This window comes from Dryocola sp. LX212 (assembly GCA_041504365.1).
GTDB lineage: Bacteria > Pseudomonadota > Gammaproteobacteria > Enterobacterales > Enterobacteriaceae > Dryocola.
In genome coordinates this window covers 984672-998700 of record CP167917.1, presented here as the reverse complement: position 1 = coordinate 998700, position 14029 = coordinate 984672, and the positions used below count along the sequence as shown (strand labels likewise).

Genomic DNA, 14029 nt, shown 5'->3' with positions numbered 1-14029 from the left:
GCTTATCAGGCCTACGGAAAACAAGCGTAGGTTAGATAAGCGCAGCGTCATCTGAAAAACTACAGTATTTGTCGGTCTTTGTATCTGGCCTGCCGTTCCGCCTGCGCCATGCGTTTTTTACGCGCGTCGCAGGGTTCCGGGCAGTTACACACCTTCTCCATACCGAGCGCTGCGATACCACCGCAGCTGCCCTGAATGGATTTTCGCTTCACGATAAAGCCCAGCGACATGCCAAATACAACCAGCAGGAATATCGCAAAGGTGGCGATAAATACGGTCAGCATAGGGGCTCCTGTCAGCCGCCAAAGTCGTCGAGCATGATGTTCTCATCCTCTACGCCCATGTCTTTGAGCATTTTGATCACCGCTGCGTTCATCATCGGCGGCCCGCACATGTAGAACTCACAGTCTTCCGGCGCCGGGTGGTTGCGCAGATAGTTTTCCAGCAATACGTTATGGATAAAGCCGGTGTAGCCCGTCCAGTTGTCTTCCGGCTGCGGATCCGACAGCGCCACGTTGAAGGTGAAGTTCGGATTGTCCCGCGCCAGCTGTTCAAACTCATCTTCATAGAACATCTCACGCAGCGAGCGCGCACCGTACCAGAAGCTGATTTTGCGCTTGCTGTTCAGGCGCTTAAGCTGGTCGAAGATATGGGAGCGCATCGGTGCCATACCCGCACCGCCGCCAATAAACACCATTTCCGCATCGGTGTCTTTGGCAAAGAACTCACCAAACGGCCCGGAAATCGTCACTTTATCACCCGCTTTCAGCGACCAGATATACGAAGACATGATCCCCGGCGGTGCGTCCGGCACGTTCGGTGGCGGCGTGGCGATACGGACGTTGAGCATGATAATGCCCTCTTCTTCCGGGTAGTTCGCCATGGAGTAAGCACGCACGCACGGTTCTTTGACCACCGACTTAAAGCGGAACAGATTAAATTTGTTCCAGTCGCCGCGGTACTCTTCCGGCACGTCGAAGTCAGCGTAGTTAACTTCGTGCGGCGGCGATTCAATCTGAATGTAGCCACCCGCGCGGAACGGCACCACGTCACCGTCAGGGATGCGCAGCTTCAGCTCTTTGATGAACGTCGCTTTGTTATCGTTGGAGATAACTTCGCATTCCCATTTTTTGACGCCGAAGATCTCTTCCGGCAGCTCAATTTTCATATCCTGCTTCACGGCGACCTGGCAGGCCAGACGGCAGCCCTCTTTGGCCTCGCGCTTGCTGATATGGGAAAGCTCGGTCGGCAGGATATCACCGCCGCCCTCTTTGATTTTAACCCGACACTGGCCGCAGGAGCCGCCACCGCCGCAGGCCGAAGAGATAAAGATCCCCTGGCTTGAAAGCGTGTTGAGCAGCTTGTCGCCTGCCGGGGCGTGGAACTGTTTGTCCGCATCGTTGTTGACTTCAATCAGCACATCGCCGGAGTTCACCAGCTTTGATTTAGCAAACAGGATCAGCAGCGCCAGCGCCAGCACGATCAGCGTGAACATCACCACGCCAAGAATAATTTCCATAACTTTCCGCCCTTACAGCTGCACGCCGGAGAATGACATGAAGCCCAGCGCCATCAGTCCGGTGGTGATAAAGGTGATCCCTAAGCCGCGCAGTCCTGCGGGCACGTTGGCGTACTTCATCTTCTCGCGAATACCCGCCATGGCGACAATCGCCAGCATCCAGCCGATGCCGGAGCCAAAGCCATAAACGATGGATTCGCTGAAATTGTAGTCACGCTGCACCATGAACGACACGCCGCCGAAGATGGCGCAGTTCACGGTAATGAGCGGCAGGAAGATGCCCAGCGCGTTGTAAAGTGCCGGGAAAAAGCGATCGAGGATCATCTCAAGAATTTGCACCAGCGCCGCAATAACGCCGATAAAGGTGATGAAGTTCAGGAAACTGAGATCCACCCCTTCTACCAGCGCACCGTCGCGCAGCACCAGGTTATATACCAGGTTGTTCGCCGGAACGGAGATACCCAGCACCACCGTTACGGCAATCCCGAGGCCAAACGCGGTAGAGACTTTCTTCGACACAGCAAGGAAGGTGCACATGCCGAGGAAGAAGGCGAGCGCCATGTTTTCAATAAACACCGCCCGCACGAACAGACTGATCATATGTTCCATGGTCTGTTAATCCTTTTCCTGTTGGGCCGGCTTCCAGGTGCGAAGCGCCCAAATCAACAAGCCAATAATAAAGAACGCGCTCGGCGCCAGCAGGAAGATGCCGTTTGGCTGATACCAGCCGCCGTTCTGCAAGGTTTGCAGGACGGTAACGCCAAACAGCTTGCCGCTGCCAATCAGCTCACGCAGGAAGCCCACCAGCAGCAGGATCACGCCGTAGCCCAGACCGTTGCCGATGCCGTCCATAAAGCTCGCCAGCGGCGGAGACTTCATGGCGTAGGCTTCTGCGCGGCCCATTACGATACAGTTGGTGATGATTAAGCCAACGAAAACCGACAGCTGCTTGGAGATCTCGTAGGCGTAGGCCCGCAGGATCTGATCGACCACGATCACCAGCGAGGCGATGATCGCCATTTGCACGATAATGCGCACGCTGTTAGGAATAAAGTTGCGGATCATTGAGATGAACATGCTGGAAAATGCCGTGACCAGCGTAACCGCAATCGTCATGACAAAGGCTGTTTCCAGCTTGGTGGTGACAGCCAGCGCCGAGCAAACCCCGAGGATTTGCAGCGCGATTGGGTTGTTATCCACCAGCGGGCTGACCAGAACCCGCTTAACTTCTTTCATGCCTGAGATATCAGCCATTGTTAAGCGCTCCTTCACGAACCTGTTTCAGGAACGGGCCGAAACCAAGCTCGCCCATCCAGAAATCGAATGTGTGTTGTACTCCGTTTGACGTCAGCGTCGCACCGGACAAGCCGTCAACGCCGTATTCGTCGCCCTGACGCGCACCGCCTTTCACAACGCGCAGCGCTGGCTGGCCGTTGTCATCCAGCAGCTTCTTGCCGATGAACTGGGCGCGCCAGTTTGGATTTTCGACTTCGCCGCCCAGACCCGGGGTTTCTCCCTGATCGTAGTAGGTTATGCCTTTAATAGTGCGCCCATCGGTGTTCAGTGCAACAAAGGCGTTCATCATCGACCACAGACCTTTCCCGTAGACCGGCAGCACGACTTCCTGCACTTTATTCTGTTCGTCTCGTACCAGGTAGATTTCCACGATGTTACTGCGGCGCTTGATACCGGCACGGTCTTCGCTTGCGGTCAGCTCCACGCTTTGCTGCGGGTCACGCAGGGCGGCAGCCTGATCGTAGTTTGCCGGGTCTTTGTCCAGCATTTCACCAGATTTCAGATCTAACAGGCGCGGCGTGATGCGAGACTCAAAGGTGGCTTTCACTTCTTCACCGGTCATTTTCGGCACCGCAAGACCTGCCACATCCAGAATATTACGCTGCTTGTCCAGCGCCTTTTGTTCCTGCTGGCGAGACTTGAGGCCAACGGCAGAACCCGCCACCACGATGGAACACACCAGGCAAAGCACCAGCACCACCAACAGCGTTCTGCCGATGCTATCGTTACTTTTTACGTCAGCCACGCGATTTCCTCCGCTTGATATTGGCCTGCACCACCACGTAGTCGAACAGCGGCGCAAAGAGGTTGGCGAACAGGATCGCCAGCATCATCCCTTCCGGATAGGCTGGGTTAACCACACGAATCAGCACGCACATCACGCCGATGAGCGCGCCGTACCACCATTTTCCTTTATTGGTAAAGGAGGCGGAAACCGGGTCGGTGGCCATAAACATCATGCCGAACGCGAAGCCACCCAGTACAAGGTGCCAGTACCACGGCATGGCAAACAGCGGGTTGGTGTCGGAGCCGATGAAGTTAAACAGGGTTGCTGTGGCAATCATGCCGATCATCACGCCGGCCACGATGCGCCAGGAGGCGACACGGCCAAACAGGATAATGGCGCCGCCGATCAGTATCATCAGCGTTGAAACTTCGCCTATAGACCCCGGAATATTGCCAAGGAAGGCATCCATCCAGGTCACCGGCTGCCCGGTCACGACGTTAACCAGCGCTTCACCGCCGCCGTGGGACCACTGGGAAAGCGGCGTCGCGCCGGAGAAGCCGTCTGCCGCCGTCCACACCAGGTCACCAGAAATCTGCGCAGGATAGGCGAAGAAGAGGAATGCACGACCGGCGAGCGCCGGGTTCAGGAAGTTACGCCCGGTACCGCCGAAGATCTCTTTGGCGATAACCACGCCGAAGCTGATGCCCAGTGCGGCCTGCCAGAGCGGCAGCGTTGGCGGCACCACCAGCGCAAACAGGATGGAGGTAACAAAGAAGCCTTCGTTAATCTCATGTTTGCGAATGATGGAGAACAGCACTTCCCAGAAGCCACCCACCAGGAAAACGGTAATATAAATCGGCAGGAAGAAGACCGCACCCAGCGTCATCATGCTCAGCCAGCCTGCATCCGGGGTAAAGCTGACCCCCAGCATCTGTGCCAGAGCATAGTGCCAGTCCGCAGAAATAACCTGCTGCAGCTGTTCCGGCCCGTAGAGCTTGTTCAGCGCCGGGATTGTTTGCATGCCGACGTTGTACATACCCCAGAACATGGCCGGGAAGACCGCGAACCACACCAGGATCATCATACGTTTCAGATCGATGGCATCACGAACGTGGGACGCGCCCGGCGTCACCAGACCCGGCGTGTAGAACACCGTGGCCGTTGCTTCATACAGCGGGTAGTACTTTTCTAATTTGCCGCCCTTTGTGAAGTGCGGCTCGATTTTTTCAAAGAGTTGCTTCAGGCCCATGAGTTATCCTTCCTGCTCAATGCGAGTTAAGACCTCGCGTAGCACCGGGCCATACTCGTACTTCCCGGGGCAAACATAGGTACAAAGCGCCAGATCTTCTTCATCCAGTTCCAGACAGCCCAGCGCCTGCGCGCTGTCCGTGTCACCTGCCAGCAGGTCACGCAGCAGCATGGTCGGCAGGATATCCAGCGGCATAACGCGCTCATAGTTGCCGATGGGCACCATTGCACGCTCGCCACCGTTGGTGTCGGTGGAGAAGTTGAACAGCTTACGTTTCAGGAAGTGACCAAGCGTGGTGCGCGTGATCGAGAATTTATCGGCCCCCGGCTTAACCCAGCCGAATAGCTCTTTCTCGCGTCCTTCTATCAGTACGGTCACCTGCAAATGGAATCGACCGAGCCAGGCTCGCGGGCCGCTGGCGTTAACGCCGCTCAGCACCGAACCGGAGATAACACGGTTTTCCCCTTCCAGCAGTTCATTACGGGTCAGCTCAACGGTAGAAGCCCCCAGACAGGTACGGATAAGACGGGGCTGCTTCACCTGCGGACCGGCCAGTGAAATGACTCGTTCGTTCCACAGTTCGCCTTCGATGAACAGCTTGCCGAGGGCAATGACATCCTGATAGTTCAGGTGCCAGACCTGCTTTTGCTGGCTTACCGGCTCGATGAAATGAATGTGAGTACCCGCCAACCCTGCTGGATGCGGCCCGGCGAATTCATTAAAGGTTACTTGACCCACAGGATGCCCACCCAGCTTGCCGCCACCGGCCTGGCAAACGTGGATTTTCCCGTCCGTGAGACGCGACAGCAGCGTCAGGCCCGCGTCGAACATCTGGCGATGGGCAAGGATGATGGGCTGTGGATCTGCTGCCAGCGGATTGGTGTCCATGGCAGTGACAAAAATAGCCGCAGGAACCGTGCCAGGCAGCGGCGTTTTGCTAAATGGACGAGTACGCATCGCCGTCCACAGGCCAGAAGAGAGCATCTGAGCCTGTACGACTTCCCGGGGCAGAGTTGCCAGTGATTCTGGTGCATGACGTTCAAAAGCAACAGCTTCCCCGCCCTGAACATCAATGACGACTGCCTGCAGTACACGGCGTTCGCCGCGATGGATCGCGCTGACGATGCCGCTGGCAGGCGCGGTAAACATCACACCTGGATTGCGTTTATCCTCAAACAGAGGCTGTCCCTTCAGGACGCGGTCACCTTCTTTCACCAGCATAGAGGGACGCATTCCAACGTACTCTTCGCCAAGTAAGGCAACCTGTGTAATCGCGGGTCCATCATGAATGTGCTGCTCGGGCAGGCCGGCGATGGGCAAATCCAGACCTTTTCTGATTTTTATCATAAGGTTATCACGTATAAAATAGGCTATTAAAAACCGACAAAAACGCTAGCCGACTACGAATGGGCTGAATCTGTGCTCAACCATGAAAACACGCCAGGCAGGTAAGAAAGCGGGGAAATGCATCCATTCGTAACGCTCGTCAGAGACTAAGTCGTCCCGGCCAGGCCAGGGCATCAGACTTATGGAAAGCGTCCTTTCTTATCCGCAGGTCATTATTTGGGGGGATTTTAGCATTATTGCCGCCCGGATTGGGGAGAATTAGGTAAAGTTCAGGCCCGCAATGCGAGCTATTACGCAAATCTAACAACTCTTTCACTTTATCAGCGAATTATTTACTATCCCTTTCTGAAAACCTACGACTTGTACTTGCGAATTTTGTTGATGGTGCTAATGTGACCGCACCGAATACGGATTAGTCTGATTCAGGGTCTTTTGTGCCGTCCTGGCATTTGGTTAGAGCTTTATCAAGGAATCACGCAGCATGCCCAAGATCGCACTCGTTATTGCGATGCTTTTGATGCCGTTAATGTCGTTTGCCAGCTTACTCAATGGCACGCCTTCATCGACGCCAATCAGCAAAGAATTTAAGCAGCAGTTAATGGGCTCGCCCGTTTATATTCAAATCTTTAAAGAAGAGCGCACGCTTGAGCTCTACGTAAAGATGGGCGAACAGTATCAACTGCTGGACAGCTATCGCATCTGTAACTATTCCGGTGGTCTGGGACCAAAGCAGCGCCAGGGCGACTTTAAGAGTCCGGAAGGCTTCTACAGCGTCGACCGCAGCCAGCTCAAGCCGGACAGCCGCTTCTATAAAGCCATTAATATTGGTTTCCCGAATGCGTATGACCGCTCACATGGTTATCAGGGGCAGTATCTGATGATCCACGGTGCCTGCGTGTCCGTTGGCTGCTACGCCATGACCGACAGCAATATCGATGAGATTTTCCAGTTTGTGACGGGTGCGCTGGTGTTTGGTCAGCCAAAAGTCCAGGTCAGCATTTATCCGTTCCGCATGACGGACGCGAACATGGAGCGCCACAAGTACTCTTATTACATCAACTTCTGGAAACAGCTGAAGCCGGGTTACGACTTCTTTACCGCCAATCACCAGCCGCCTGGCGTCTCGGTCATCAGCGGCAACTACGTGATCAGCAAACCGGTCACCCCAACGGCGCAACCGCAGCTCGCCTCAAACTATTCGCTCACCGAGACAAAATAGTACCGATTCCCCTGGCGCAATTTTGTGCCAGGTTTCGTTACCTGTCAGCGGCTGAGTCGCAATAACAGAGACCACATCGTTCGGCGTGGTCTCTTCCTGAAAGTCTATCTCCACATCCTGATCCAACAGTTTTGCCACGCCAAACGGTGCCCGACGGGTTATCCAGTAGAGGTTTGTGGAGCAGAACGCCATCACGTAGCGCCCATCCGACAGCAGCATATTGAACACGCCTTTTTCGCGCAGCTCCGCCGCCAGTTCGGTGATGTAACGGAAGACCGCCTGCATGTTGCCGGGCGTGCGGGGATAACGCTGCGTCAGCTTGTGCAGAAGCCAGCAAAACGCCTGTTCGCTGTCCGTTTCGCCAATCGGACGAAACGGCCCGGTGTCCAGCGTGCGGTGACCTTTGAGCTGTCCGTTATGGGCATAGGTCCAGTTACGGCCCCACAGCTCACGGGTAAAGGGATGGGTATTTTCCAGCGCGACTTTGCCACGGTTGGCCTGACGAATGTGTGCGACGACAGAGCAGGACTTAATGGGGTAATCCTGCACCAGTCTGGCAATGGGTGAGCTATAGCTCGGCTGGGGATCTTTGAACGTGCGGCAGCCTTTCCCTTCGTAGAAGGTAATCCCCCAACCATCTTTATGAGGACCAGTCCCGCCGCCGCGCTGCACCAGACCTGTAAAGCTAAAGCAGATATCCGTCGGCACGTTGGCGCTCATCCCAAGCAGTTCGCACATATTTAACTCCCCCAAATTACCGGCGGATGACGCTTCGCTTATCCGCCCTACGGCCACGATAGCGAAGCGTCAACGCCTTAAGCCTTAACCATCTCTTTTTCGATCAGCTGGATCAGGATGTGGATCACTTTGATGTGAATTTCCTGAATGCGGTCCGCGTAGCCAAAGTGCGGGACGCGAATTTCGATATCCGCCGTGCCCGCCATTTTGCCGCCGTCTTTGCCGGTCAGCGTAATCACCTTCATGCCTTTCTCACGCGCCGCTTCAATCGCCTTGATGACGTTTGCGGAGTTGCCGGAGGTAGAAATACCCAGCAGCACATCGCCTTCACGGCCAACCGCCTCGATATAGCGGGAAAAGATATAGTCATAACCGAAGTCGTTGCTCACGCAGGAGATGTGGCTGACGTCGGAAATGGCGATCGCCGGGTAGCCCGGGCGGTTTTCACGATAGCGGCCAGTCAGCTCTTCCGCGAAGTGCATTGCGTCGCAGTGGGAGCCGCCGTTACCGCAGGAAAGCACTTTACCCCCGGCCTTAAAGCTGTCCGCCAGCAGTACCGCAGCGCGCTGTACGGCGTGAATATTGGCGTCATCTTTCAGGAAGTTAGCCAGCGTTTCGGCAGCTTCATTCAATTCGTTACGAATAAGATCCTGGTACATGAGGATGTCCTTCAGTATTTATTGATTGAGTAAACCTCTGCAGTTTACCGGATAGCGCGAGAAGCGCCATAACCTCCTGCTTTTGGATTTCCGTGCGGCAACAATGTGAGCAAGGTTGTAATTATTTTGTAAACACATTGCTAAAAAATCACCCATACACTAAAACCAATACATCACAAGTGGTCAGACCTCCTACAAGCAAGGGAGCTTTCGTTATGTTGATTTTGAGTGTTGTTGCAACCGTTGTTCTCCTCGGTGTGCTGTTTTATCACCAGGTCAATCTGCTGCTGAGCAGCGCCCTCCTCCTCGCGTGGACGGCGGCCTTAGGGTTTGCCGGTATCTGGTCCTTCTGGGTACTGGTGCCGCTGGCCATTATTCTGATACCGCTGGTCTTTACCCCGCTGCGTAAATCGCTGATTTCTGCCCCGGTGTTCAAGGGCTTCCGTAAAGTGATGCCGCCGATGTCCCGCACTGAAAAAGAAGCGATCGACGCGGGCACCACCTGGTGGGAAGGCGATCTATTCCGCGGTAAGCCGGACTGGGAAAAGCTGCATAATTACCCGCAGCCTAAGCTGACAGCCGAAGAGCAGGCGTTTATTGACGGCCCGGTTGAAGAAGCCTGCCGCATGGCAAGCGACTTCCAGATCACCCACGAGCTGGCCGATCTGCCGCCGGAGCTGTGGGCGTACCTGAAAGAGCATCGCTTCTTTGCGATGATCATCAAGAAAGAGTACGGCGGGCTGGAGTTCTCGGCTTACGCCCAGGCCCGCGTGCTGCAGAAGCTTTCCGGCGTATCCGGGATCCTTGCGATCACCGTCGGCGTGCCTAACTCTTTAGGCCCGGGCGAGCTGCTCCAGCACTACGGTACCGAAGAGCAAAAAGATCATTATCTGCCACGTCTGGCACGTGGCCAGGAGATCCCTTGCTTCGCGCTGACCAGCCCGGAAGCGGGTTCCGATGCGGGCGCTATTCCTGATACCGGCGTCGTCTGCATGGGCGAATGGCAGGGGCAGCAGGTGCTGGGCATGCGCCTGACGTGGAACAAGCGTTATATTACGCTGGCACCTATCGCTACCGTTCTGGGGCTGGCCTTTAAGCTGTCCGACCCGGATCACCTGCTGGGCGACGACGAAGAGCCAGGCATTACCTGCGCGCTGATCCCAACCCATACGCCTGGCGTCGAGATCGGCAGACGTCACTTCCCGCTCAACGTGCCGTTCCAGAACGGCCCGACGCGCGGCAAAGATATCTTCGTGCCGATCGATTACATCATCGGCGGCCCGAAAATGGCCGGCCAGGGCTGGCGCATGCTGGTTGAGTGTCTGTCCGTGGGACGCGGCATCACCCTGCCGTCTAACGCGACCGGCGGCCTGAAATCTGTGGCGATGGCAACCGGCGCCTATGCCCACATCCGCCGACAGTTCAGGATCTCTATCGGTAAGATGGAAGGCATTGAAGAGCCGCTGGCGCGAATTGCGGGTAACACTTACGTCATGGATGCGGCTGCGTCACTCATTACCTACGGTATCGTGCTGGGTGAAAAACCTGCGGTGCTCTCCGCAATTGTGAAGTATCACTGTACCCACCGTGGTCAGCGTTCCATTCTCGATGCAATGGATATTCTCGGCGGGAAAGGCATCATGCTGGGTGACTCCAACTTCGTGGCCCGAGCCTACCAGGGCGCACCTATTGCCATTACGGTGGAAGGCGCGAACATTCTCACCCGCAGTATGATTATCTTCGGCCAGGGTGCGATTCGCTGCCACCCGTACGTGCTCGAAGAGATGGCGGCGGCGCAGACCAACGACGTTAATGCCTTCGACAAACTGCTGTTCAAACATATCGGCCACGTTGGCAGCAACAAAATGCGCAGTCTGTGGCTGGGCCTGACCAACGGCTTAACCAGCGCCACGCCAACCCGTGACGCCACCAAACGCTACTACCAGCATCTGAACCGCCTGAGCGCGAACCTTGCGCTGCTGTCAGACGTCTCCATGGCGGTGCTGGGCGGCAGCCTGAAGCGTCGGGAACGCATCTCCGCTCGTCTGGGTGACGTGCTGAGCCAGCTCTATCTGGCCTCGGCAGTCCTCAAACGCTACGAAGATGAAGGCCGCAACGAGGCGGATCTACCGCTGGTTCACTGGGGCGTGCAGGATGCGCTGTTCCAGGCAGAGCAGGCGATTGACGATCTGCTGCGCAACTTCCCGAACGGCTTTATCGCCGGCGCAATGCGCCTGGTTATCTTCCCGCTCGGCCGCCGGTACGATGCGCCGTCTGACAAGCTCGATCATAAGCTGGCGAAAATCATGCAGGTGCCTTCAGCGACCCGTTCCCGCATCGGTCGCGGTCAGTATCTGACGCCGAGCGAGCATAACCCGGCCGGTCTGCTGGAGCAGGCCCTGCTCGATGTGATGGCCGCCGAGCCAATCCATCTTCGCGTGTGCAAAGAGATGGGTCACAATCTGCCGTTCACCCGCCTGGACGAACAGGCGAAACAATGGCTGGCAGAGGGGAAAATCAACGCGGAAGAAGCGGCGATCCTCACCACCGCCGAAATCAGCCGCCTGCGCAGCATTAACGTAGATGAGTTCGAACCGGAGGAGTTGGCGACTAAGCCGGTAAAGCTGCCGGAGAAACACCGCAAGATTGAAGCGGCTTAATTAACCTGAAGTTTAAAAACCCCGTTCGCGGGGTTTTTTATTGCTAAAAGATCGTCAATGGTGGATGGCGCTGACGCTTATCCCCCCTACAAAACCTCACATCCTTTCTTTGCCATTAACAAAAACCCGCATTTCCCATGCTACAGTGAAGAGATACTGACTCTGATGGGATCACGATTGTGTCTGGCCTGAAAATTACCCTGCTACAACAGCCGCTGGTCTGGATGGACGGCGCCGCTAACCTGCGCCATTTCGACGTGCTGCTCGACGGCATCCATGGCCGCGACCTGATTATTTTGCCCGAGATGTTTACCACCGGTTTTGCGATGGAGGCGGCAAAACAGTCGCTGGCGGAAGAAGAGGTCATCGACTGGATGCAGTTCAAAGCCCAGCAGACGCAGGCGATGATCGCGGGCAGCGCCGCGCTGCAAACCGAGCGCGGCCCGGTAAACCGTTTTCTGCTTGTCCAACCGGATGGCAAGGTGCATTTCTACGATAAGCGCCACCTGTTCCGCATGGCCGATGAACACCATCATTATCAGGCGGGCGAAGAGCGGGTGATTGTGGAATGGCGCGGTTGGAGAATTCTGCCGATGGTCTGCTACGATCTGCGCTTCCCGGTCTGGTCGCGCAACCGCAACGATTACGATCTGGCACTGTACGTCGCCAACTGGCCCGCGCCACGCTCCCTGCACTGGCAGAGCCTGCTGGTAGCGCGTGCGATTGAAAACCAGGCGTACGTAGCAGGTTGTAACCGCGTAGGTACGGATGGTAACGGCCACCACTATCGCGGCGACAGCAAAATTATCAATCCACAGGGTGAGATTCTGGCGAGCGCCGACGCCCACCAGGCCACGCGTCTGGATGCGGATCTCTCACTGATCGCCTTGCAGGAGTACCGCGAGAAATTTCCAGCCTGGCAGGATGCGGACCCGTTTAGCTTATAGTCTGTTTCCCCTCCCCCAAAAAAGGGGAGAGGGGACTGGATCGATGATAACCCTCTCCTCAATAAACCAGCGCCTGCCCGTCCTTACGGCTCTCGGTCGCGGCGATGTAATGCCCTTCCGGCGCACGAACGATGATCTGCGCACCGCCAAAGTTATAGGCCTGGAGCGGATCTTCAACCACGATGGCGTGGCCTCGCTCACGCAGCGCAGCGATGGTATTACGGTCCATGGTTGATTCCACTACCACTTCCCTACCTTGCACCACTCGCCAACGCGGCGCATCAATAGCCGCCTGCGGGTTCTGCTTATGCAGCATGATGCGGATAGCCATCTGTAGATGCCCCTGAGCCTGCATCGGCCCCCCCATGACCCCAAACGACATCAGCGGTTGTCCGTCTTTATCCAGCGCGAACGCCGGGATAATGGTATGGAAAGGACGCTTGCTGCCCGCCACGCAGTTAGGGTGATTTTTGTCAGTCACGAAGCCCGCACCGCGGTTTTGCAGGCTGATACCGGTGCCTGGTACCACCACGCCCGAACCGAAGCCCATAAAGTTCGACTGAATAAACGACACCATCATGCCGCTGGCGTCGGCGGTAGAGAGGTAAACCGTGCCGCTCTGGGTCGGTGAGCCAAAGGTGAAGTCGCTCGCCTTGTCCGGGTCAATCAGCGCCGCCCGCAGCCTGAGATATTCGTCGCTTAACAGATGCTTTGCCGCGAACTCCATGTGATCTTCATCGGCAACGTAGCGGTCCAGGTCGGCCAACGCCAGCTTCATCGCTTCAATGGACAAGTGCAGCGTTTCTATTGAATCCGGACCGTAGCGGCCAATATCCCACTGCTCCAGGATGCCCAGCGCAATCAGCGTAGCGATGCCCTGCCCGTTTGGCGGCAGCTCCTGCACCGATCCGCCCGCAAACTCTTTCGACAGCAGCTCCACCCAGTCGGCTTTATGGCTGGCTAAATCTTCTTTCGTCAGATGCGCGCCGTGCTCTTGCGCAAAGGCGACAATTTTCTGTGCCAGCTCGCCGTGATAGAAAGCCTCACCGTTAGTGGCCGCGATTTTTTCCAGCGTGTCGGCCTGCGCCGGGTTACGGAAAATTTCACCGATTTTCGGCGCTCTTCCTTCCGGCGCAAAGCATTCGCTGAAGCCCGGCTGCTCTTTCAATTTTTTGTAGCCGCGCTCCCAGAGCTGGCCTATCAGTGGCGAAACGGGGAAACCGTTGCGGGCATATTCAATTGCCGGTTGGGCAAGCGTCGTCAGCGGTAAAGTGCCAAAACGTTCGGCCAGCGCTACCCAGCCGGAGACCGCACCCGGTACGGTTACCGCATCCCAGCCGGTTTCCGGCATCGTCGGGTAGTGCGCGAAATGGTCGTGGTGCCAGGCTGCCGGCGCGCGGCCCGTTGCGTTTAACGCATGGAGCTGTTTGCCGTCCCAGACTATCGCATAGGCATCGCTGCCGATGCCGCAGCCGGTCGGCTCAACGACCGTCAGGGCCATGGCACTGGCAATGGCCGCATCAACGGCATTCCCGCCCTGTAACAGCATGCGCAGACCAGCCTGGGCCGCCAGCGGCTGAGAGGTGGTGACGGCGTTGCGGCCCATCATGGCCGGACGGTGAGAGGGATAACCTACCTGAAAATCGAGTGAGTCTTTCATTACATCTC

The 14029-nt window shown here is 56.4% G+C and carries 13 protein-coding genes; 3 read left to right on the top strand and 10 right to left on the bottom strand.

Going from position 1 to position 14029, the window contains the following annotated elements; genetic code table 11:
* Positions 1-59: 59 nt before the first annotated feature.
* The 7 genes from nqrM to ACA108_04730 are packed head-to-tail and all read right to left on the bottom strand — an operon-like array spanning position 60 to position 6138.
* Positions 60-284: a (Na+)-NQR maturation NqrM gene (gene nqrM / locus ACA108_04760; GenBank protein ID XEX96852.1), complete on the bottom strand. Its 225-nt coding sequence runs from the start codon at positions 282-284 to the stop codon at positions 60-62.
* 11 nt (positions 285-295) lie between these two features.
* Positions 296-1519 (bottom strand): NADH:ubiquinone reductase (Na(+)-transporting) subunit F, encoded by a 1224-nt coding sequence (gene nqrF, locus ACA108_04755; GenBank protein ID XEX96851.1) that lies wholly within the window; start codon positions 1517-1519, stop codon positions 296-298.
* A gap of 12 nt (positions 1520-1531) precedes the next feature.
* Complete coding sequence (gene nqrE / locus ACA108_04750; GenBank protein XEX96850.1) at positions 1532-2128, bottom strand: NADH:ubiquinone reductase (Na(+)-transporting) subunit E; 597 nt, start codon at positions 2126-2128, stop codon at positions 1532-1534.
* A gap of 6 nt (positions 2129-2134) precedes the next feature.
* Entirely contained in the window at positions 2135-2773 is a 639-nt protein-coding gene (locus ACA108_04745) for an NADH:ubiquinone reductase (Na(+)-transporting) subunit D (GenBank protein ID XEX96849.1), read from the bottom strand.
* Complete coding sequence (locus ACA108_04740; GenBank protein XEX96848.1) at positions 2766-3560, bottom strand: Na(+)-translocating NADH-quinone reductase subunit C; 795 nt, start codon at positions 3558-3560, stop codon at positions 2766-2768. The genes ACA108_04745 and ACA108_04740 overlap by 8 nt, the downstream gene beginning before the upstream one ends.
* Entirely contained in the window at positions 3553-4791 is a 1239-nt protein-coding gene (locus ACA108_04735) for an NADH:ubiquinone reductase (Na(+)-transporting) subunit B (protein XEX96847.1), read from the bottom strand. The genes ACA108_04740 and ACA108_04735 overlap by 8 nt, the downstream gene beginning before the upstream one ends.
* Before the next feature lie 3 nt (positions 4792-4794).
* Entirely contained in the window at positions 4795-6138 is a 1344-nt protein-coding gene (locus ACA108_04730; protein XEX96846.1) for a Na(+)-translocating NADH-quinone reductase subunit A, read from the bottom strand.
* Between the two features lie 481 nt (positions 6139-6619).
* Between ACA108_04730 and dpaA the strand changes: the two genes are divergently transcribed.
* Positions 6620-7357 carry a peptidoglycan meso-diaminopimelic acid protein amidase gene (dpaA, locus tag ACA108_04725; GenBank protein ID XEX96845.1) on the top strand — a complete coding sequence of 246 codons (738 nt, stop codon included), beginning with the start codon at positions 6620-6622 and terminating at the stop codon, positions 7355-7357.
* Here the strand turns inward: dpaA and ACA108_04720 are convergent.
* Both ACA108_04720 and lpcA read right to left on the bottom strand, forming a co-directional pair.
* Positions 7328-8095: a class II glutamine amidotransferase gene (locus ACA108_04720; GenBank protein XEX96844.1), complete on the bottom strand. Its 768-nt coding sequence runs from the start codon at positions 8093-8095 to the stop codon at positions 7328-7330. The genes dpaA and ACA108_04720 overlap by 30 nt on opposite strands.
* A gap of 77 nt (positions 8096-8172) precedes the next feature.
* Positions 8173-8754, bottom strand: coding sequence for a D-sedoheptulose 7-phosphate isomerase (gene lpcA / locus ACA108_04715; GenBank protein XEX96843.1), 582 nt, complete (start codon positions 8752-8754; stop codon positions 8173-8175).
* 215 nt (positions 8755-8969) lie between these two features.
* On the opposite strand from lpcA, the gene fadE reads away from it, so the two are divergent.
* Both fadE and ACA108_04705 read left to right on the top strand, forming a co-directional pair.
* Positions 8970-11414 carry an acyl-CoA dehydrogenase FadE gene (gene fadE / locus ACA108_04710; GenBank protein ID XEX96842.1) on the top strand — a complete coding sequence of 815 codons (2445 nt, stop codon included), beginning with the start codon at positions 8970-8972 and terminating at the stop codon, positions 11412-11414.
* Positions 11415-11593: 179 nt separating this feature from the next.
* Positions 11594-12361, top strand: coding sequence for an amidohydrolase (locus ACA108_04705; protein XEX96841.1), 768 nt, complete (start codon positions 11594-11596; stop codon positions 12359-12361).
* A 58-nt stretch (positions 12362-12419) separates the two neighbouring features.
* Here the strand turns inward: ACA108_04705 and ACA108_04700 are convergent, their stop codons facing one another.
* Positions 12420-14021 carry a gamma-glutamyltransferase family protein gene (locus ACA108_04700; GenBank protein ID XEX96840.1) on the bottom strand — a complete coding sequence of 534 codons (1602 nt, stop codon included), beginning with the start codon at positions 14019-14021 and terminating at the stop codon, positions 12420-12422.
* Between the last annotated feature and the right edge of the window lie 8 nt (positions 14022-14029).

Bases quoted from the DNA above. Each gene is read 5' to 3' on its own strand.
- nqrM (XEX96852.1), bottom strand. From the start codon at position 284: ATGCTGACCGTATTTATCGCCACCTTTGCGATATTCCTGCTGGTTGTA.
- nqrF (XEX96851.1), bottom strand. From the start codon at position 1,519: ATGGAAATTATTCTTGGCGTGGTGATGTTCACGCTGATCGTGCTGGCG.
- nqrE (XEX96850.1), bottom strand. From the start codon at position 2,128: ATGGAACATATGATCAGTCTGTTCGTGCGGGCGGTGTTTATTGAAAAC.
- ACA108_04745 (XEX96849.1), bottom strand. From the start codon at position 2,773: ATGGCTGATATCTCAGGCATGAAAGAAGTTAAGCGGGTTCTGGTCAGC.
- ACA108_04735 (XEX96847.1), bottom strand. From the start codon at position 4,791: ATGGGCCTGAAGCAACTCTTTGAAAAAATCGAGCCGCACTTCACAAAG.
- ACA108_04730 (XEX96846.1), bottom strand. From the start codon at position 6,138: ATGATAAAAATCAGAAAAGGTCTGGATTTGCCCATCGCCGGCCTGCCC.
- dpaA (XEX96845.1), top strand. From the start codon at position 6,620: ATGCCCAAGATCGCACTCGTTATTGCGATGCTTTTGATGCCGTTAATG.
- ACA108_04720 (XEX96844.1), bottom strand. From the start codon at position 8,095: ATGTGCGAACTGCTTGGGATGAGCGCCAACGTGCCGACGGATATCTGC.
- lpcA (XEX96843.1), bottom strand. From the start codon at position 8,754: ATGTACCAGGATCTTATTCGTAACGAATTGAATGAAGCTGCCGAAACG.
- fadE (XEX96842.1), top strand. From the start codon at position 8,970: ATGTTGATTTTGAGTGTTGTTGCAACCGTTGTTCTCCTCGGTGTGCTG.
- ACA108_04700 (XEX96840.1), bottom strand. From the start codon at position 14,021: ATGAAAGACTCACTCGATTTTCAGGTAGGTTATCCCTCTCACCGTCCG.